The sequence below is a fragment of the Chitinophaga sp. LS1 genome (genome assembly GCF_034274695.1).
Classification (GTDB): domain Bacteria; phylum Bacteroidota; class Bacteroidia; order Chitinophagales; family Chitinophagaceae; genus Chitinophaga.
The window spans coordinates 2,999,225-3,019,655 of record NZ_CP128362.1 but is presented as its reverse complement, the minus strand read 5'-3'; the positions used below and the strand labels follow the sequence as shown (position 1 = coordinate 3,019,655).

Sequence of the window (20,431 nt, the reverse complement as noted above, 5' to 3'; positions counted from 1 at the left end):
TTTCAGGCAAACCAGCCACCAGTAAAGATTTAGTAAATTGGCTACTTTTTATAAGTGTATGATGAACAGCTAAAAAAGAGAAAAGGTGCAACATAACACCCATGTGGGATATATGTTACACCTCATATTCTTTTACAAGCTTGTTTCTTATGCTAAATGGCCTTCGATAGCAGTATCATACTGTTTTTTCCACTGGCTCACTTTACCCCAGTCATCACCATCTACAATTACATGTTCACCTTTCACGGCACCAATCTTCTCATACCTGACAGAGTATTCAGTTGCATCTACCAGTCCATGGAGCAAAGCTTCGAATTTCTCTTTATCCTCAGGTCTTACAGTGACTACCGCACGGCTCTGGCTTTCACCAAACAGGTAAGCATCCTTACGGAAGTTAGCATTGGTATGTACGTCAAAACCTAATCCGGAAGACATAGCGCTTTCCAGCAGGGTAATGAACAGACCACCTTCGCTCACATCGTGTGCAGACTGAATCAAACCTGCTTTATTCAGCTTGGTGATGGCATTTTGCAGCTGTGCTTCTTCTTCCAGGTGGAAGTGAGGAACTGGGCTGAATTCAATGCCGATCAGTTTGTGCAGGTATTCAGAACTGTTGATATCATTGCGGCTACGACCCAGCAGGTACACCAGGTGACCAGCTTCTTTGAAGTTCAGGGTCATACGGTCTTCGATGCTATCCAGGATACCCAGCATACCGATAGTAGGCGTAGGATATACAGCGCCATCAGGAGACTGGTTGTAGAAGCTCACGTTACCACCTGTAACAGGGGTATTGAATTTACGGCAGGCTTCACCCATACCTTTAATAGCATGTACGAACTGGTAGTATACTTCAGGATCGTAAGGGTTACCGAAGTTCAGACAGTTTGTAATTGCTACAGGCTCGCCACCACTACATACGATGTTGCGGGCAGCTTCGGCTACAGCGATCTGACCACCGATGTGAGGGTCAGCATATACAAAACGGCTGTTACAGTCAGTAGTTACAGCCAGTACTTTCTTCGTGCCTTTTACGGTTACGATAGCCGCATCACTTGGCGCGTTTGTAGAGGCATTCGCTGCACCTACCATGCTGTCATACTGGGTATAGATCCAGCGTTTGGAAGCGATGTTAGGCAGCTTTACCAGCCTTTCTGCCGCAAACTGTGCATGCAGGGTATCCGGAATGTTCTGGATACTGAAGGCTTTGATTTTTTCGAAGTAAACAGGCTCGGTATAAGCGCGGTGATATTGAGGAGCACCACCACCCAGTACCAGGCTTTCTGCAGGTACATCAGCTTCCAGCACATCGTTCATATAGAACTTCAGTGACTTGTCGGTAGTTACTTCACCAATCTGCACGCAATGCAGGTCCCATTTCTCAAATATTTTCAGCACTTCGGCTTCCTGGCCTTTGTGCAATACGATCAGCATTCTCTCCTGGCTTTCGCTCAGCAGCATTTCCCATGCTTTCATATTCTGCTGGCGGGTAGGTACCTTATCCAGGTGGATAATCATACCATGTTCTCCTTTCGCACTCATTTCTGCGGTAGAACAGGTGATACCAGCTGCGCCCATGTCCTGCATACCTACCAGAGCTCCGGTTGGAATGATTTCAAGACATGCTTCCAGCAGTTTCTTTTCCTGGAATGGATCTCCTACCTGTACGGAAGGCAGATCTTCCACGCTGTCTTCGGTGATATTCGCACTTGCGAAAGAAGCACCGCCTATACCATCTTTACCGGTTGCAGAACCTACGATGAATACAGGGTTGCCAGCACCATAAGAAGTAGCAGATACTGTCTGGCCTACTTTCACCACTCCAACGCTCATCGCGTTTACAAGCGGGTTAGTACCATAGCAATCTTCGAAGTAAGTCTCACCAGCCACAGTAGGCACACCAAAGCAGTTGCCATAATGACCGATACCATGAACAATACCTTTCAGCAGGTGCTGTGTTTTCTTGTCATTCAGATTACCAAAACGCAGAGAGTTCAAGGCAGCAATCGGACGGGCACCCATTGTGAAGATATCACGGTGAATACCACCTACACCGGTAGCAGCACCCTGGAATGGCTCAATAGCGGAGGGGTGGTTATGTGATTCGATTTTGAATACACAGGCATAACCATCGCCTATATCCACCAGACCGGCATTCTCTTCACCTGCCTTTACCAGCAGGCGCTCCCCATCGCGGGGCAGTGTTTTTAACCACACGATTGAGTTTTTGTAACTGCAATGCTCACTCCACATTACAGAATACATACTCAGTTCAGTGAAGTTTGGCGTACGGCCAAGGATGTTCTTTATGCGCTCAAATTCGTCTGCAGTAAGCCCAAGCTGTTCAGCAGTTTCAACGCTAGTCTGGGAGAACTTATCTGGAGTTTCTACGGAAGTTTGCATGTAACTAGATGTATGAGTACGATATATTTAAAAGAAGATGCAAACCTACAGGTTTTTCCTGCAATTGACAAGGAAATCACCTCTTGGTAGCTACCATTTTAACTGGAAATTATATCCTTTTACCCAAAAATTACTTAAGTAATTTTACCCAAAACAAGCCTTTTTCTACTCACTACTGAAGTAAAAAAGCCCTTTTGATACATTACTATTTTTTAAATACATCAGTTTAAGGATTACTCACCCCCGTTTTTTTGACCAAAAATCAAAATAATTAACCTTTATAACCTAAAAATGTAATTTTTTAGTTAAAATCAATTTAATTCTTGCTTATGTAAGCACAACAGCGTTCTTTTGTGTAAAATTATTTACAGCATGCAATCGTTACGCTTCACCGCGCTGGAAAACCTTTCTGGCGTTGATTCCAAAATCACATCCGAAGCACTCACCGGTACTAAGATCACCGAAGTGTTCGGCAGCAATGTATTCGCAGGAAAAGCAATGCGGGAAAGCCTGAGTGATGAGGCTTACAAAAGCCTGATGAACTCAATTAAGGCTGGCACCAAAATCGAACGTAAAATGGCTGAGCAGATCGCATCCGGTCTGAAAGCCTGGGCAATGAGAAAAGGTGTTACCCACTACACACACTGGTTCCAACCATTAACTGGTACTACTGCTGAAAAACATGACTCTTTCTTCACCCTGAAGAGTGATGGTACCCCGCTGGAAACATTTGACGGCGACGCTCTGGTACAACAGGAGCCTGATGCTTCTTCATTCCCTAATGGTGGTCTGCGTGCTACATTCGAAGCGCGTGGTTACACTGCATGGGATCCTTCCTCCCCTCCATTCATCCTGGAACAGGGATTTGGTAAGACACTCTGCATTCCTACTATATTTGTTTCATACACCGGTGAATCACTGGATTACAAAGCACCTCTGCTGAAAGCATTATCTGCTATCGACAAAGCTGCTGTAGACGTATGTAACTATTTCGATAAAAACGTTACCAAAGTTACTCCTACCCTCGGTTGGGAACAGGAATACTTCCTGGTTGACGAAAACCTGGCAAACGCTCGTCCTGACCTGGTCATGACTGGTCGTACCGTAGTTGGTCACGCACCTTCCAAAGGTCAGCAGCTGGAAGACCATTACTTTGGTTCTATCCCTGAGCGTGCTTACGCTTTCATGCGTGATTTCGAACTGGAATCATACAAACTGGGTATTCCTTTGAGAACCCGTCACAACGAGGTAGCTCCTTCTCAGTTTGAGTGTGCGCCTATCTTCGAAGAAGTGAACATCGCAGTTGACCACAACTCCCTGCTCATGGACGTGATGAACAAGGTTGCTAAACGTCACAAACTGAAATGCCTGCTGCACGAGAAACCATTCGCTGGTATCAACGGTTCAGGTAAACACAATAACTGGTCTATGGCTACCGACACCGGCGTTAACCTGCTGGCTCCTGGTAAGACTCCAAAGACCAACCTGATGTTCCTGACTTTCTTCGTTAATACGATCAAGGCTGTTCATGACTACGCTGACCTGATGAGAGCTTCTATCGCTTCTCCAAGCAACGATTTCCGTCTGGGCGCTAACGAAGCACCTCCGGCAATCATCTCCGTATTCTCAGGTAAATACCTGTACGATGTACTGCAGGAAGTAAAAACCCGCGTAAGCAACAAGTTCGATGAGCAGGATGAAGCTATCCTGAAACTCGACCTGCACCGTCACATTCCAGAACTGATGCTGGACAACACCGACCGTAACCGTACTTCTCCGTTCGCCTTCACTGGTAACAAGTTCGAGTTCCGTGCCGTAGGTTCTTCTGCTAACTGTGCTTCTGCAATGACAGTGCTGAATACTATCGTGGCTAAAACCCTCGCTACCTTCAAGGTTGAAGTGGATGCCCTGATTGAAAAAGGTGAGAAAAAAGAGATTGCGATTATGCAAACTCTTAGAAAATATATTGTAGATTCGGAAAAAGTTTTATTCGAAGGCGACGGTTATAGCGAAGAATGGGAAAAAGAAGCCGAGAAGAGAGGTTTACCAAATGTAAAAACTACTCCTCAGGCTCTGGATGCTTTCGTAACTGAGAAATCTACTAAACTGTTCACAGAAGTAGGTATCTACACAGAGAAGGAACTGCATGCTCGTCATGAAATCCTCCTCGAAGACTATGTGAAGAAGGTACAGATCGAAGCCCGCGTTATAGGCGACCTGGCTACCAACACGATCCTGCCTTCAGCAATCACCTATATGAATAGTTTGATCACTAACATCCGTGGTCTGAAAGAAATAGGTTTAGGCGATGCATCTGTTAAGGCGCAAACCCAGATTGCTAACAAAATAGCCGAACATGTTAACGTCATCAGTGAGAACGTACAGGCTATGATTGAAGCGCGCAAAGTAACTAACAAAGTTACTGACAGCCGCCAGAAAGCTATAGATTATTGTGAAAAAATTAAGCCGTACTTTGATGTGATCAGATACCACTCCGATAAACTGGAGTTCCTGGTAGATGACAAACAATGGGCATTGCCTAAGTACAGAGAGCTGCTTTTCTTGCGATAAAACCGTAAGATTGTTTTGGTGTATGATTAGCCCCGGGTATTTACCCGGGGCTTTGTGTTTTAAAGAGGTTTTGCACATAAAAAAATCCCGGCAGTCTGCACCACCGGGACCCTATCTAATAAAATATCTTACACTAACTTAAACGTCTCCGTAAACTTAGTTGTAAAGTTACCTTTTCTGAAATTCTCATCTCTCATCAGCTGCTGATGGAATGGAATGGTTGTCTTCACTCCTTCAATCACAAACTCACTCAGCGCTCTTTCCATGGTGCTGATCGCTTCTTCCCTCGTCTGTGCGATCGTAATCAGCTTAGCTACCATTGAATCATAATAAGGAGGAATTACATAGCCCGCATAGATGTGAGAATCTACTCTTACACCATGACCACCAGGAATATGCAAAACAGTGATCTTACCTGGAGAAGGACGGAAATCATTGTATGGATCTTCCGCATTGATACGACACTCAATTACGTGCATCTCCGGCATATAGTTCTTCCCTGAAATAGGAATACCAGCTGCAATCTTGATCTGCTCTTTAATCAGGTCGAAATTGATCACCTCTTCAGTCACACCATGTTCTACCTGGATACGGGTATTCATTTCCATGAAGTAGAAATTCCTGTGCTTATCCACCAGGAACTCAATCGTACCTACGCTCTCATAATTGATCGCTGATGCAGCTTTGATTGCCGCTTCACCCATCTTCTCACGCAACTCAGGTGTCATGAACGGAGAAGGAGACTCTTCAACCAGCTTCTGGTGACGACGCTGAATAGAACAGTCACGCTCACTCAGGTGACATACTTTACCATACTGGTCACCAGCTACCTGGATCTCAATATGTCTTGGCTCTTCCACGAATTTCTCCATGTAGATACCATCGTTATTGAATGCCGCGCGGGCCTCATTTTTTGCCATGTTGTAGGCATTCTCCAGCTCTTCGTCTTTCCAAACTACACGCATGCCTTTACCACCACCACCAGCAGTTGCTTTCAGGATGATAGGAAGGCCCATTTCTTTAGCCAGTGTCCTTGCTTCTTCCAGGCTTTGTAATAAACCGCCGGAACCCGGAATAACAGGTACACCTGCTGCAATCATGGTTTCTTTAGCTGTCATCTTATCTCCCATCTTACGGATCATCTCCGGAGTAGGGCCGATAAATTTAATGCCGTGTTCTCCACAGATCTCTGCAAAACGTGCATTTTCAGCCAAAAATCCATAACCCGGATGGATGGCATCCGCATTAGTGATCTCAGCTGCCGCCATTAAGTGAGGGATATTCAGATATGATTCACTGCTCTGCGGCTTGCCTATACATACCGCCTCATCCGCGAACTTCACATGAAGACTGTCCTTGTCAGCAGTAGAATAAACAGCCACCGTTTTGATGCCCATTTCCTTACAGGTACGTATAATACGCAAGGCGATCTCTCCACGGTTGGCAATCAATATTTTCTTAAACATGTTTTTTCGATAGGTTAAAGAAAAAAGTTAATAAGCCTAAAAGGTTGGAACAATATGAAGCAGGGGAATCCCTACAATACCTCATAATATTCCAACCTTTTAACTAACAATTTTATGGTTCTACCAGGTACAGTGGCTGATCGTATTCTACAGGAGATGCATCATCTACCAGTATTTTTACGATTTTACCACTTACCTCACTTTCAATCTCGTTGAAAAGCTTCATCGCCTCAATGATACATACCACTTTACCTGCGGATACCTCATCACCTACATTCACAAAGAAAGGTTTATCAGGACCAGGGCTGCGGTAGAAAGTACCGATCATAGGAGACTTAATGGTTACCAGGTTGTCTGCTTTTACATCAGCAGCTGGTTTTGGCGCGTCAGCAGCCGGAGCTGATACAGGAACCTGCGCAGCAGCAACTGCCTGAGGAACTGCCTGTACAGGCGCTGCCATAGTTGGCAATGCAATCACCTGCTGAGTTTCGTTATCCTTTTGCTTTATTGTAATCTTAAACTTGTCCTGCTCAATGCTCAGTTCGCTGATGTTGGATTTGTTGACCATCTTGACCAGCTCCTGAATCTGTTTAAAATCCATGTAGACAGTTTTTGGTTTAGAAATGCTTGAAGTAGATATATAATTGGATGGACTAAAACTATTCTTTTACACGCTCAATGTAATCACCCGTTTTGGTGTTTACTCTGATCAGTTCTCCCTCATTTACGAACAAAGGAACATTCACGGTTGCCCCACCTTCTACAGTGGCAGGTTTCAGCGTACGTGTAGCAGTATCACCCTTCAAACCTGGCTCAGAATACGTTACTTTCACCACGATTTTATCCGGTAATTCCACACTCATTGGCTGTTCGGTTTCCGTATTAATACTAACTCCTACTTCCTGGCCTTCTTTCAGGAACTGAGGTGCATCGATAATACTTGCCGGTAAAGCAATCTGCTCGAATGTCTCATTATCCATGAAGTTGTAACCACTATCGTCCTGATATAAGTATTGGAATGCCTTCTTCTCAACACGCACAGGGTAGATAGTATCACCGGAGTTCCAGGTATGCTCGATGGAACGGCTGTTATCAACACCCTTCAGTTTTGCCCAAACTTTAGCAGCGGCACGGGCTGTTTTGTTCTGACCAAACTCTACAACAGAATAAAGGCTGTTTTCCAGCTTTATTATCAATCCTGTTCTGATATCTGCAGTGGTAGCCATAAAAAGGATACTTAATTTAAAGTTAAAAATTTACGTTAAGGATTGCAAAAGTAATCATTCTGGCAAAACCCAAAACCCGTTGCTTCCTAATTTGTTTTAGTGTATTTAGAGACCTAATGTTACCTATTATTTTTTTTAGGAATGCAAACATAGTGTAAGGGAAGGTAATCTAGTAATTTTTTTATAAAAAAGTGGAAAAGTAAGCGTTTTGAGCCCTTTTTAAGCCAATTTAAGGCCAGAATAACATTGATTTCAGTGTATGAGGCCGGTTCTTCCAGTCATGTAAATGGCCCTTTTACGTATGCTTAAATTCGATACCTTTAGCTGTAATATTATTTTCAAATCAAAGAGTTATATGAAGCACTATCTGATCGTACTATTGTTATGTCTGCCAGCCTTGATGAATGCACAATCCAACAAAACTACCACTACTGCAGCCCAGGACCAACCTCCTTACCTGCAGTTTCCAACACCCCCCGCCTTTGAGTTTACCCTCCCTGACGGAAAGGTAATTACCAAAAAGAACTTGAAAAAGAACGTCAAAACCCTGATTTTTGTTTTCAGTGTAGACTGTGACCATTGCAAACACCTGACAGAAGAAATGCTCAAAAACATCGACAAGTTCAAAAAAGCACAGATCCTGATGGTGACACCGTTCAAACGGGAATTGATGAAAGAATATTATGACCATTATAATATTAAGAACTACCCGAACATTACCATGGGCAGCGAACCCACCCGCCAGATCATGTATTTCTACAACCTACACTACTTCCCAGGCCTCTTCGTATATGATAAGAAAGGTCAGTTTGTAAAAGGTTTTGAAGGTACCGCAAAGATCGAAGAACTCGCCGAGCTCCTGAAGTAGCCTGCAAATCGGCTTCAGCGGGCATTAGTTACATTTGTTCATCCTCATATTCTTCACCAAAATAAAAAGTATACGATGAAAGTTACTGTTGTAGGAGCTGGCAATGTAGGCGCAACCTGCGCTAATGTGCTGGTCCACAGAGATTTTTTACAGGAAGTCGTGTTATTGGACATCAAGGAGGGAACAGCTGAAGGGAAGGCGCTCGATACATGGCAGCAGTCGCCTATTGACTATTACAGCACCAGGATATCGGGGGTGACGAATGACTATGAGAAGACAGCCGGTAGCGATGTGGTGGTGATTACGTCGGGACTCCCCCGTAAACCAGGAATGAGTCGCGACGACCTGATCAACACCAATGCCAATATCGTAAAGTCTGTAACAGAGAATATCTCCCAGTATTCCCCTGATGCAATTATCATCGTAGTTAGCAACCCACTCGATGTAATGACGTATTGCGCTTACCTCACTGCCGGTAAAGACAGCAGCAAAGTGTTCGGTATGGCCGGTATCCTGGATACCGCCCGCTACCGTGCCTTCCTCGCCGAAGAAATTGGCTGCTCTCCCAAAGACATTCAAGCCATCCTCATGGGCGGTCATGGCGATACCATGGTCCCCCTACCCCGCTACACTACCGTGGCAGGTATCCCTGTCACTGAACTGGTAGCCCCCGACAAATTAGAAGCCATCATCCAGCGCACCAAAGTAGGTGGTGGCGAAATCGTAAACCTACTGGGTACCTCCGCATGGTACGCACCCGGCGCCGCAGCAGCCCAGATGGTAGAAGCTATACTGAAAGACGAAAAACGCATCTTCCCCTGCTGCGCATGGCTCTCCGGACAATATGGCCTCAAAGACATCTACCTGGGTGTACCAGTGATACTGGGTAAAAATGGTATCGAAAAAATTATAGAACTACAGTTGGACCAGGACGAAACAAACCTGCTTAGAACCTCCGCTGATCACGTAAAAGAAGTAATGGACGTACTTGACAATATGAAAGTTGTAGCCTGATTCCACTTATTAACATCTTAAAATTGGCCTTCCGCCAAAACCACAAATCATCAAAGGGACCGTATCTTAAGTAAGATACGGCCCCTTTTTATTCGGATACCTAATGCAGATAGGTAGTACTGTAAGCACTTCTGAGGAGGTTTATTTATTTTTTTATACGCGCTCTTTATTTTTTACTACTCAATTAAGTGCCCCCGTTTATTTTCCATTCCCTATACATAAGTGAATTATCGTATTTTTAAGCCGATATACGCGCACTTATGTCAAATATAGAAAAACTGATCTCGCAAAAAAGTTGGTCCAGCGAGTATAACAAAGGGTTAATAGGTCTCATCTTCGTAGGTAACTGGCTGGTTTCCCGTCACCAGCATTTCTTTAAAAAGTTTGACATCACCATGCAGCAGTATAACATCCTTCGCATTTTGCGGGGACAACATCCTAAAGCGGCTAATATCAATACTTTGAAAGAAAGGATGCTGGACAAAATGAGCGACGTTTCCCGCCTCGTGGAGCGCCTCAGAAAAGCTGGGCTGGTAGAAAGAAAAGCAAGCGAAATTGACCGTCGTGCAGTAGATGTCATGATCACTCCCAAAGGCCTCGCACTGCTCGATGAAGTCGATGTAGACCTTCCCGCCCTGGAAGATTCTCTGAACCTGTCGCTTACTGAAGAAGAAGCGAAACAACTGAACTTACTGTTAGATAAGATCCTAATGAGGTATTAAAAACAAAAAAAAGCCCGGATGAGTGAGTATTGGTACTCAGTACATCCGGACTTTTTTTATCAACTATTCTTGTTTTAGATGGTCTCCATGTAATTCAAATCCTTTCCAAATGTCTCCGGCACCAGGTAAGATGCCAGTAACCCTAAACCTATCGTAATCAGACCCACGATTCCCGCACTGGTCAGATAACTGAAAGAATGCTGTAACCAGCCAAAAAGTATCGTGATCAACACCAGCATCCCCCTCGCAAAGTTAGGCACCGTAATCGCTACCGTCGCCCGCAGGTTCGTACCAAAACTCTCCGCCGCTATCGTTACGAATATCGCCCAGAACCCAACACTGAAACCAAGTAAGAAGCAAACCGTAAAGAAGAAGGTCTTGCTGGTACCCGATTGATGGAGGTAGACAACCGTAAAAATGGTGGTGAGTAACAGGAACAGGATCATGACCTTTCGCCGGCTTTTCCACAACTGACTCACCCAGCCCGTGACAAAATCACCCAATACCAGCCCCGCATAGCAAAAGGCAATAGCATCGCCAGGCGCTATCGGGTCCTTTACCCCCATTTCGACCGCAAACTTATTAGAGTATGCTACCAATACCCCTACCACAAACCAGGTGGGTGTACCCAGCATGATGCATTTCAGGTATTTAATAAACCGCTCCCGGTTATTTATCAGCGCAAATATATTCCCTCTCTTTACCGAATTGTCCGTAGCTGCCGCATGGAACATACCAGATTCCATCACACTGATCCTCAGTAATAACAACACTAACCCCAAACCACCACCAATGAAATAACAATACCGCCAGTCAGGTACCAGCTTTGCAATCAGATTTGCCGCTATAGCACCAGAAACCCCAACGGTTGCTACGATCATTGTACCATAGCCTCGCTTTTCCTTTGGCAGTATTTCCGCTACCAGGGTTATACCAGCCCCCAGTTCACCAGCCAGACCTACCCCAGCTACAAACCTCCAGAAGGAATACGCCATCGTAGTCTGTACAAAGCCATTGGCAATATTGGCCACTGAATACAAAAGAATAGAACCGAATAATACCCGGAGCCGTCCTCTCTTATCCGCAATGATGCCCCACATGATACCGCCTAACAGCAGCCCTATCATCTGGATATTCATCAGCCAGACGCCGATACCCTTGTCAATCTCATCCTGTGATACACCCAGTGATTTCAGGCTGGGCACCCGTACTATGGTAAATAGTAATAAGTCGTAGATATCTACGAAATAACCCAATGATGCCACCAATACGGCAACATTGAAGATGGTGGAATTTTTCGAGTCTGGTTTCATGAGGATTTTAAAGATAATTATTCATTCACATCCGCATGCGGTGGCGCATGATGCTTCGTTTTACCGAAAAATAATTTTATTAAAACAGGCAATGTGGTAATAAGTATAAGTATAATAATGATCAGTTCCAGGTGCTTCTGCAGCCCAGGAAATGCTTTACCCAGGTAATGACCCGCCAGCATCATGGAAAACACCCATACAAATGAACTGACGATATTGTAAAACATGAATTTCTTCTTGTCCATCTGTACAATACCCCCAACTATCGGAGCAAATGTGCGTACAATCGGCATAAAGCGGGCAAGGAAAATAGCCCCGCCGCCATGCTTGTCATACAATTCCTTGGCCTGGTATAAGTGCTTCTTTTTAAAGAAGAGGGTATCTTTTCTACTAAATAATAGTGGCCCCGATTTCCGGCCAATCCAGAAACCAACCGCATTTCCTAATATACCAGCAACCGCCACCATCGTCATTATCACAATCAAAGGCGTATTATAAAAACTCTCGCTCAACATAGTGCCGTAAAATCCCGCGAGGAATAACAGTGAATCGCCGGGAAGGAAGAATCCTACAAACAGACCCGTTTCTGCAAAAATGATAATCAATAACAGGTACAATCCACCATGCTCAATGATCCATGCCGGGTTAATAAGATGCTTGAATAGTTCTAAAAACTGGTCCATATGCTTTGTATAATCTCCACTAATTTAAGGTCTTGCCCTGCGGAATCGCCGCGGAAGCAAAATAAGGATTTAAACGTTATCTCTATGTTATAGTTCAGGATTAGTTCTTGGCTCCGCCAGTGCACCCTCCCATTTTGATACTACGCCAGTCGCCATCGCATTTCCAATTACGTTGGTAGCAGAACGGCCCATATCCAGCAGGTGGTCTACCCCCAGCAACAGCAATAATCCCTCGTCAGGAATCTTAAACATAGACAGAGTGCCTGCTATCACTACCAGCGACGCCCTTGGTACCCCGGCTATCCCTTTACTGGTGATCATCAATACCAGCAACATAGAGAACTGCTGCTCGATGCCCAGGTGCATATCATAAGCCTGTGCAATAAAGAGACTCGCAAAGGTCATATACATCATAGAACCATCCAGGTTGAAGGAATAACCCAGTGGCAGTACAAAGCTCACAATACGATTGTCAGCACCAAATCCTTCCAGTTCTTCCATCACCTTAGGATAAGCAGCCTCACTGCTGGCAGTACTGAACGCCAGCAATGCCGGATTCTTGATCCTTTTCAGGAGATCCAAACCACGCTTACCCAATATCAGGCAACCTACCCCTGCCAGTACAAGCCACAGGGTACCAAGCCCCATATAGAACTCGCCGATAAATATACCGTAGGTTTTGAGTATCCCGGCCCCCTTCTCTGCAATCGTGGCTGCCATAGCACCAAATACGGCAAATGGTGCAAAGTTCATTACATACCCGGTTACCTTGAGCATAATATGCGCTACACTATCCAGGAACTTGATCACAATCTGGCCCAGTTCCCCTACTGCTGCAGTAGCCACACCAAAAAACAATGCAAATATTACAATCTGCAGGATCTCGTTGTGTGCCATTGCATTCACTACGCTATCCGGAAACACGTGCTCGAAAAAACCTCTCAGGGTCATATCTGCCGCTTTAATACCGGTATCTGCATGTTTATCCACCAGGTGCATGTCAGCACCAGGTTTCAATATGTTTACCAGGATCAATCCCAGAAACAGGGAAACGAAAGTAGCTGTTATAAACCATAACATGGTCTTACCTCCAATACGGCCTACGGCCTTAATATCCCCTAACTTGGCGATACCTACTACCAGCGTGGTAAATACCAGCGGAGCAATGATCATTTTAACCAGGCGTAGGAAAACACTGGTCAGTATCGATACGTTTTCTACGAACTTTCCAACAGTAACTTGCCCACCATCTTTACCCGAATAAGCAATATTCACCAAATAACCTGTCAATATCCCCAGTACCATTGCTATAAAAATATACAAGGTAAGGCGGTTGGTTTTCTTCATGCAGCGGTGCTTTTTATATTAATAAATTATATAAAGTGATAAAAATCCCTCAAAAATAACGCTGTTCATCTAAAGTTGTGTGTCATTTTATAAAATTGATGCCTATATTTGGCGATCTGTAATGATTTGAAACAACAAATTACTAAACCATTCAAACGTCAACCACAATAGACATACAGTATGGGCAAACTTTTTGTAAAAAAGCCTCTCTCCATCTTATTATCAGAAGCATCTGAATCGGACAAAGGACTTAAACGCACGCTGGGCGCAGGTTCCCTGATTGCATTGGGCATTGGCGCCATCATTGGAGCAGGCCTTTTTGTAAGAACTGCTGCTGCTGCCGGACAACACGCCGGACCTGCAGTAATCTTCTCTTTTATTATTGCAGCTGCAGGTTGTGCATTAGCAGGTTTATGCTATGCAGAATTTGCATCTATGATCCCTATCGCCGGAAGTGCTTACACCTATTCTTATGCTACCATGGGTGAATTTGTCGCCTGGATCATCGGATGGGATCTCGTGCTGGAATATGCACTTGGAGCCGCTACCGTAGCCATAGGATGGGCGCAATACCTGAATAAGCTATTGGAAAAAACAGTGGGATGGACCATTCCTTACGAATGGTGTCACAGTCCATTCGAAGTTTCTGATGCGGGAGCACATGGTATCATGAACCTCCCAGCTATATTCATATTGCTGATGCTGAGCTTATTGCTCATACGGGGTATCGAAGGTTCTGCTATGGTGAATAACATTATCGTTATCGCCAAAGTAGCCATCGTAATCCTGATCATCATTCTTGGCTGGCAGTTCATCAACCCTGCCAACCATACGCCATTCATGATCCCTGCTGATGCCGGCACTGTTACCATGCACAATGGTACAGTGATCGATTATTCTGCTTACGGGTTCCATGGTATATCAGGGGTCCTTCGGGGTGCTGGTGTTGTATTCTTTGCTTTCATTGGTTTTGATGCGGTATCTACTGCTGCACAGGAAACAATCAATCCTAAGCGCAATATGCCAATAGGTATCCTGGTTTCCCTGTTCGTATGTACTGCCTTATATATCCTCTTCTCTTACGTGCTGACAGGTATCGCTCCTTACCAGGACTTCGTGAAAGAAGGTGGTGAAGCATCTGTAGCTTACGTAATTGACAAATACATGATTGGGTACGGCTGGCTGTCTACATTCGTAACAGTAGCTATCCTGGCTGGTTTCTCCTCAGTTATCCTCGTAATGCTGCTGGGACAGACCCGTGTATTCTACTCCATGGCCAACGATGGTCTGGTACCAAAAGTATTTGCTGAACTGCATCCTAAATACCGTACGCCGTACAGGTCACAGGCTATGTTCTTTGTGTTCGTATCCCTGTTCGCAGCATTCGTTCCGGATAGCGTAGTGGGTGATATGACAAGTATCGGTACCCTGTTTGCCTTCGTACTCGTATGCTTTGGAGTGATCGTAATGCGTAGAACAGATCCTGATCAGCCCCGTGAATTCAAAACTCCATGGGTGCCAGTTGTGCCTATCGTAGGTGCGTTGTTCTGCCTGGCTATGATTTTCAGCCTTGGCTGGGAAAACTGGTTAAGACTGCTGGTATGGCTGTTAATAGGCTTCATTATCTATTTCAGATATAGCGTCAAGAATAGCAACATCAGAAAAATGTAGTAATAAAATATTCTCCAAGTATAAGCAGGAAGAGGCCGGGAAATTCAGTTTTTCCGGCCTTTTCCATTAAATTTGCGTCTCTATTCTTAATAACTAATTACATTACCCAATATGGGAAGGATATTTGAAGTAAGAAAACATACCATGTTTGCCCGCTGGGACAGGATGGCAAAGCAGTTTACCAGGATAGGCAAGGAAATCGCGATAGCTGTAAAAGCGGGAGGTCCTGATCCTGATAATAATCCAGCCCTCCGCAGGTGCTTCGCGAATGCGAAGGGTGTAAACATGCCCAAAGACCGCGTAGAAGCTGCGATAAAGCGCGCGATGGGGAAAGATAAAACTGACTACGAAGAAGTTGTATACGAAGGATATGCACCGCACGGGGTGGCTGTAATGATAGAAACTGCTACAGACAACCCAACCCGTACCGTGGCTAACGTACGTATGCACTTCAACAAATTAGGCGGCTCCCTCGGCAACAGTGGTTCCGTAGGTTTCCTCTTCAACCGTGTGGGTGAATTCAAAATTAAAAACGAAGGACAAAACCTGGAAGACCTGGAACTGGAACTGATTGATGCCGGACTGGAAGAAATCGGGGAAGACAGCGAGGGTAATATCATTCTGCGTACTCCGTTCACTGAATTTGGGAACATGTCTAAAGCACTGGAAGATAGAAATATCATTCCTATCAGTGCTGAATTAAAACGACTCCCTACCACTACTACCGAGCTGAATGAAGAGCAGGCGAAAGAAGTGCTGGAACTGATTGACAGACTAGAGCAGGATGATGATGTACAGCAGGTGTTTCACACACTGAAATAATTGCAATCTTTGCATAAAATAAAAAGGGTCCGCTATGGCAGACCCTTTTTATTTTTTAAAGCTTTTCAGCAACCTTTTCCGGTTCGGTCAATAACCTTAACCCTTTCCCGTGTATGGTTTCCAGTTTAATGGTACCATCCAGCTTAAAATGCTTCCTGATACGCGTCAGGTATACATCCATGCTTCTGCCGGTGAAAAAGTCGTCATTTCCCCACACACTGAGCAGAATCCCTTCTCTCTTCAGCTTCTTATTCGCATTTTCACAGAGATACTTGAGCAACTCAGCCTCCTTAGGCGGTAAATTGATATTGGTATTGGTTGGTTGATGATATATTTTGAATTCGCTGTAATTAAACATGAGCGTACCAAGGGTGAACACCACCTGCTTGTCATGCTGTAACAGACGGCTCCGCTTCATAAACACTTCCATACGGCAGAGCAACTCTTCCATATTGAAAGGTTTCACGAGGTAATCGTCCCCACCAGCTTCAAAGCCATTCAGCTTATCCTGCTCCATATATCGGGAGGAAGCAAAAATGATAGGTACGTTCTCATCCTTGTCGCGGATTTCCCGGCACAGGGTAAACCCATCCATGCCTGGCATAATCACATCCAACAGACAGATGTCGAAGGGCTTTTCCTGAAAAGTTGCCCAGCCCTCTTCGCCATTGGCACAATGTGTCACATCATACCCGGCTTTTTCTAAATGGTTTTTTACCACTTTGGCAAAAAACAGATCATCTTCAACTAACAGTACTCCTGCTTTCATAAATGGATTTGGGTTGATAATTAAATAATTTAATTACTATTAACCTATCGTAACGTGGTGCTTGCTCAATTCGCCCTCTAAAAAATACAATACAATTTATATCCTGCGCGCTGATTTTCAAACATTCATTTTATTCATTCCTGATGACTAAGAAAAAATCAATGTCTAATATGTTAAGTATCACTCACTACAGAATTATAACATACTTAGAGAAAAAAATGTTTAAACATTAGTAATCCTAACTTAATTGTCCTGTTTCACTCAATTAGGAATTTCTTTTGCAGGAATAATAAATATTATAAAACTATTTATCATATTTGTACCTGTACTACTTGTCATTTCTTAAACCTACAACGATACAAAACAAAAACGCAAGGCCTTTTACAGCCTTGCGTTCGTATTTTAAGCTCAATTACTTTTTTTATTCAGCCACCATTTCCAGCACTACTCTCACTACATCTTCCACATTTGGCTTGGAGAAGTAATCCCCATCAGAGCCATATGCAGGGCGATGTGCCTGTGCGCTCAATGTACGTGGGGCCACATCCAGCCAGCGGTAAGCACCCTGACCTTCAATCACCTGCTGGAACATATAAGCGGTACCACCACCTGGTACGTCTTCGTCTACAAACAGGATCCTGTTCGTCTTCTTCAGTGATTCCAGGATCTTATGATTGATATCAAAAGGTAACAATGTCTGTACATCCACCAGTTCAACGGATACCTCCAGCTCTTCCAGTGTCTGCATCGCTTCTTCTACAATACGTAAAGTAGAGCCGTAAGACACGATGGTGATATCTGTACCTTCTTTAATCACTTCCGGTACACCCAATGGTACGGTAAACTCACCCAGGTTATTAGGCAGTTTTTCCTTCAGGCGGTAGCCATTCAGAGATTCGATCATCAGGGCAGGTTCATTGGCCTGCAGCAGGGTATTGTACATACCTGCCGCCTGCACCATGTTACGTGGTACACACATATGCATACCTCTCAGGGCACCCATGATCATGCTCATTGGTGAACCGGAGTGCCAGATGCCTTCCAGTCTGTGACCACGGGTACGAACGATGATAGGACACGCCTGGATACCTTTTGTACGGTATTGCAGACTGGCTACATCATCACTCAGTGGTTGCAGGCCATAGAGCAGATAATCAAGGTACTGGATTTCAGCAATTGGTCTTAAACCACGCAATGCCATCCCTATACCCTGCCCCATAATTGTTAACTCACGGATACCGGTATCGAATATGCGTTTATTGCCGTGTTTTGCCTGTAAACCAGCAAAACCCTGATTTACGTCACCAATTTTACCTACGTCTTCACCAAAGGCAAAAACTTTAGGATTATTACCGATCAGCTGATCGAAATATTTGTTCAGGATCTCGTATCCGTTTATACTTACCGCATCTTCATCATACACTGCCGGTACTGTTGGTACATTCAGTGCCGAATTCACGCCTGTAGCATGCAGGAAGGAGTTGTAATTTTCTTTTTCGCGGTCCAGCAGGTCCTCATAGTAAGTTTTCAGGGCAGCAATAGCCGGTGCCTTGATGTTCCTATGACGAAACAGGATGTTAGCAGCTGTTTTCAGGATGTCCTTTCTCCAGGGCTCCCTGTTATTCTGCAACTCCTGCAGCAGGTTATTCACCATTGCTGTATCTACCTGTGGCAATGCAGCTACTGCCTGACCAAATCCCAGCATGGTCTGTACCTCTTTGCGGATAGGCGCGATGTACTTTTCCCATGCACTCTTACGTGATTCCTGTGCAAAAGATTTGGCTTTCGCCTCTATTTCTGCCAGGGTAGCTTCGTCAGAAAGTGCATTTTCTAATATCCACTGGCGCATCTGGTGATTACAGTCAAATTCCTTTTCCCAGGTCAGTCGCTCCTTGCTTTTATAACGCTCGTGAGAACCACTGGTTGAGTGGCCCTGTGGCTGGGTCAGCTCTTCCACATGGAATAAGGCAGGAATGTGGGTTTCCCTGATCTTACGGATGCCCGCTTCAAATACCTCGCACATGGCGGCATAATCCCACCCTTTCACATTATATATATCAAAACCGTTGGATTCTTCTGTTTTACGGAAGCCTTCCAGCGCAACGCTGATGGAGTCTTTAGTCGTTTGGTACTTACGCTGTACGGAAATACCATACCCGTCGTCCCATACAAATACCGCTAACGGTACCTGCAATACACCTGCCGCATTCATGGTCTCCCAGAAGTGGCCTTCTGATGTGGATGCATCACCGATAGTAGCAAAACAGACCTCGTTCCCGTTCTTTGACAACCCTTCCAGATCCTTCAGGCTTTCTACATCCCTGAATAATTTGGAGGCAAATGCCAAACCCAGGGCCCGTGGCATTTGGGCTGCAGTAGGCGACATATCTGTTGCAGTGTTCTTTGTTTCTGTCAGATTCAACCAATTACCATCCTGACCAAGGTTAGGAGTGGTAAAATGCGAGTTCATCTGTCGGCCTCCCGAAAATGGCTCATTGGCAAGGTCAGGATCTGCATACATCTGTGAGAAGAACTGCTCAGGAGTGGCAATACCACTGGCGAAAGCAAACGTCTGATCACGGTAGTAACCGGAACGGAAATCTCCTGGCTGGAAATACTTGGCCATGGCTACCTGAGCCACTTCCTTTCCATCTCCGAATATACCGAACTTGGCCTTACCTGTAAGGACTTCCTTACGGGCCAGCAGACTAACTTCTCTGCTTTCGCAGGCCAGGCGGTAATCCTCAAGTACTTCTTTCCGAAATTCCTCGAATGACAGCCGGCTTTCCGTATTCATAGTTAGTTCATTGTTTTCTATCATGCCTCGTTGTATATGTCACAAAAGTAAGGTATAAAATAGAAGTGAGAAATGATTGTAAATGTATCAGGTAAAATAATTAGAATTTTTTTAATAAGATTTTAATAAATTCTCTATTGAAGCGTTATTTTTGGCTGTAAATTTGTTACTTACGAAACGGTGATCATTTTTTTAACCAATCGTCTTAAACCACATTATATCAAATGAAAAAGTTTATCTTATCCCTATTTGCGAGCATGTTGTTAACTACTGCTCTTTGGGCTCAATCTCAGACTACTACACCAGCAAATCCTGTTGATGGTAAAGTGAAATTTGCGAAAGAAACCATTGACTTCGGTAAAACTAAGTTTAACAAACCAGTTTCCGTTGATTTCGAATTCACCAACGTCAGCAAAGAACCTGTTATCATTGAAACTGCACGTGCGAGCTGTGGTTGTACTACTCCTACCTGGACCAAAGAACCAATCCTGCCTGGTAAAAAAGGTAAGATTACTGCAGGTTACAGCGCAAATAGCGTAGGTACACAGAACAAAACTATCTGGGTAAAAGTTAAGGGAGTAGATCAGGATAAAGAACTGCACCTGACAGGTCAAGTTGAAAACTAATTTGTACTGCCATTGCAACGGCCCCCGTTGTATAACTTATTAAGCCTTACAGTTTTTAAAATTGTAAGGCTTTTTTTATTGCTACCAGACTCTACCTGCATACCATATATTTACCCAACCATCAGCATCTGCG

Annotated in this window: 16 protein-coding genes; 7 read left to right on the top strand and 9 right to left on the bottom strand. The window is 44.4% G+C overall.

Going from position 1 to position 20,431, the window contains the following annotated elements; all coding sequences use genetic code 11:
• Positions 1–147: 147 nt before the first annotated feature.
• Positions 148–2,403 (bottom strand): phosphoribosylformylglycinamidine synthase subunit PurL, encoded by a 2,256-nt coding sequence (purL, locus tag QQL36_RS12595; protein ID WP_083720955.1) that lies wholly within the window; start codon positions 2,401–2,403, stop codon positions 148–150.
• A gap of 372 nt (positions 2,404–2,775) precedes the next feature.
• Here purL and QQL36_RS12590 point away from each other — a divergent pair, with 372 nt between their 5' ends.
• Positions 2,776–4,974, top strand: a complete 2,199-nt coding sequence (locus QQL36_RS12590) for a glutamine synthetase III (protein WP_083720957.1) — start codon at positions 2,776–2,778, stop codon at positions 4,972–4,974.
• A gap of 128 nt (positions 4,975–5,102) precedes the next feature.
• Here QQL36_RS12590 and accC read toward each other — a convergent pair whose 3' ends face one another.
• The 3 genes from accC to efp form a co-directional block, all read right to left on the bottom strand.
• On the bottom strand, positions 5,103–6,440 hold the full coding sequence (accC, locus tag QQL36_RS12585) for an acetyl-CoA carboxylase biotin carboxylase subunit (protein WP_083720959.1): 1,338 nt from the start codon (positions 6,438–6,440) through the stop codon (positions 5,103–5,105).
• A 112-nt stretch (positions 6,441–6,552) separates the two neighbouring features.
• Positions 6,553–7,041, bottom strand: coding sequence for an acetyl-CoA carboxylase biotin carboxyl carrier protein (gene accB / locus QQL36_RS12580; protein ID WP_083720961.1), 489 nt, complete (start codon positions 7,039–7,041; stop codon positions 6,553–6,555).
• 58 nt (positions 7,042–7,099) lie between these two features.
• Entirely contained in the window at positions 7,100–7,666 is a 567-nt protein-coding gene (efp, locus tag QQL36_RS12575) for an elongation factor P (protein WP_083720963.1), read from the bottom strand.
• 355 nt (positions 7,667–8,021) lie between these two features.
• Between efp and QQL36_RS12570 the strand changes: the two genes are divergently transcribed.
• From QQL36_RS12570 to QQL36_RS12560, 3 genes are all read left to right on the top strand, one after another.
• On the top strand, positions 8,022–8,534 hold the full coding sequence (locus tag QQL36_RS12570; RefSeq protein ID WP_179090981.1) for a TlpA family protein disulfide reductase: 513 nt from the start codon (positions 8,022–8,024) through the stop codon (positions 8,532–8,534).
• A 75-nt stretch (positions 8,535–8,609) separates the two neighbouring features.
• Positions 8,610–9,548: a malate dehydrogenase gene (gene mdh, locus QQL36_RS12565; RefSeq protein ID WP_083720968.1), complete on the top strand. Its 939-nt coding sequence runs from the start codon at positions 8,610–8,612 to the stop codon at positions 9,546–9,548.
• 260 nt (positions 9,549–9,808) lie between these two features.
• Entirely contained in the window at positions 9,809–10,270 is a 462-nt protein-coding gene (locus QQL36_RS12560; protein WP_083720970.1) for a MarR family winged helix-turn-helix transcriptional regulator, read from the top strand.
• Between the two features lie 74 nt (positions 10,271–10,344).
• On the opposite strand, the gene QQL36_RS12555 is transcribed toward QQL36_RS12560, so the two are convergent.
• The 3 genes from QQL36_RS12555 to QQL36_RS12545 form a co-directional block, all read right to left on the bottom strand.
• A complete protein-coding gene (locus tag QQL36_RS12555; RefSeq protein WP_083720972.1) occupies positions 10,345–11,583 on the bottom strand; it encodes an MFS transporter in 1,239 nt (412 codons plus the stop codon).
• Between the two features lie 17 nt (positions 11,584–11,600).
• A complete protein-coding gene (locus tag QQL36_RS12550) occupies positions 11,601–12,266 on the bottom strand; it encodes a DedA family protein (protein ID WP_083720975.1) in 666 nt (221 codons plus the stop codon).
• 87 nt (positions 12,267–12,353) lie between these two features.
• Positions 12,354–13,613: a dicarboxylate/amino acid:cation symporter gene (locus QQL36_RS12545; protein WP_321569882.1), complete on the bottom strand. Its 1,260-nt coding sequence runs from the start codon at positions 13,611–13,613 to the stop codon at positions 12,354–12,356.
• A 180-nt stretch (positions 13,614–13,793) separates the two neighbouring features.
• Here QQL36_RS12545 and QQL36_RS12540 point away from each other — a divergent pair, with 180 nt between their 5' ends.
• On the top strand, positions 13,794–15,284 hold the full coding sequence (locus tag QQL36_RS12540) for an amino acid permease (protein ID WP_083720980.1): 1,491 nt from the start codon (positions 13,794–13,796) through the stop codon (positions 15,282–15,284).
• A 111-nt stretch (positions 15,285–15,395) separates the two neighbouring features.
• Positions 15,396–16,106, top strand: a complete 711-nt coding sequence (locus QQL36_RS12535; RefSeq protein WP_083720982.1) for a YebC/PmpR family DNA-binding transcriptional regulator — start codon at positions 15,396–15,398, stop codon at positions 16,104–16,106.
• A gap of 55 nt (positions 16,107–16,161) precedes the next feature.
• On the opposite strand, the gene QQL36_RS12530 is transcribed toward QQL36_RS12535, so the two are convergent.
• Positions 16,162–16,875, bottom strand: coding sequence for a response regulator transcription factor (locus tag QQL36_RS12530; RefSeq protein WP_083720984.1), 714 nt, complete (start codon positions 16,873–16,875; stop codon positions 16,162–16,164).
• 421 nt (positions 16,876–17,296) lie between these two features.
• Positions 17,297–19,696 (bottom strand): thiamine pyrophosphate-dependent enzyme, encoded by a 2,400-nt coding sequence (locus tag QQL36_RS12525; protein ID WP_083720986.1) that lies wholly within the window; start codon positions 19,694–19,696, stop codon positions 17,297–17,299.
• Positions 19,697–19,896: 200 nt separating this feature from the next.
• Between QQL36_RS12525 and QQL36_RS12520 the strand changes: the two genes are divergently transcribed.
• Positions 19,897–20,298, top strand: coding sequence for a DUF1573 domain-containing protein (locus tag QQL36_RS12520; protein ID WP_083720988.1), 402 nt, complete (start codon positions 19,897–19,899; stop codon positions 20,296–20,298).
• Positions 20,299–20,431 lie beyond the last annotated feature (133 nt).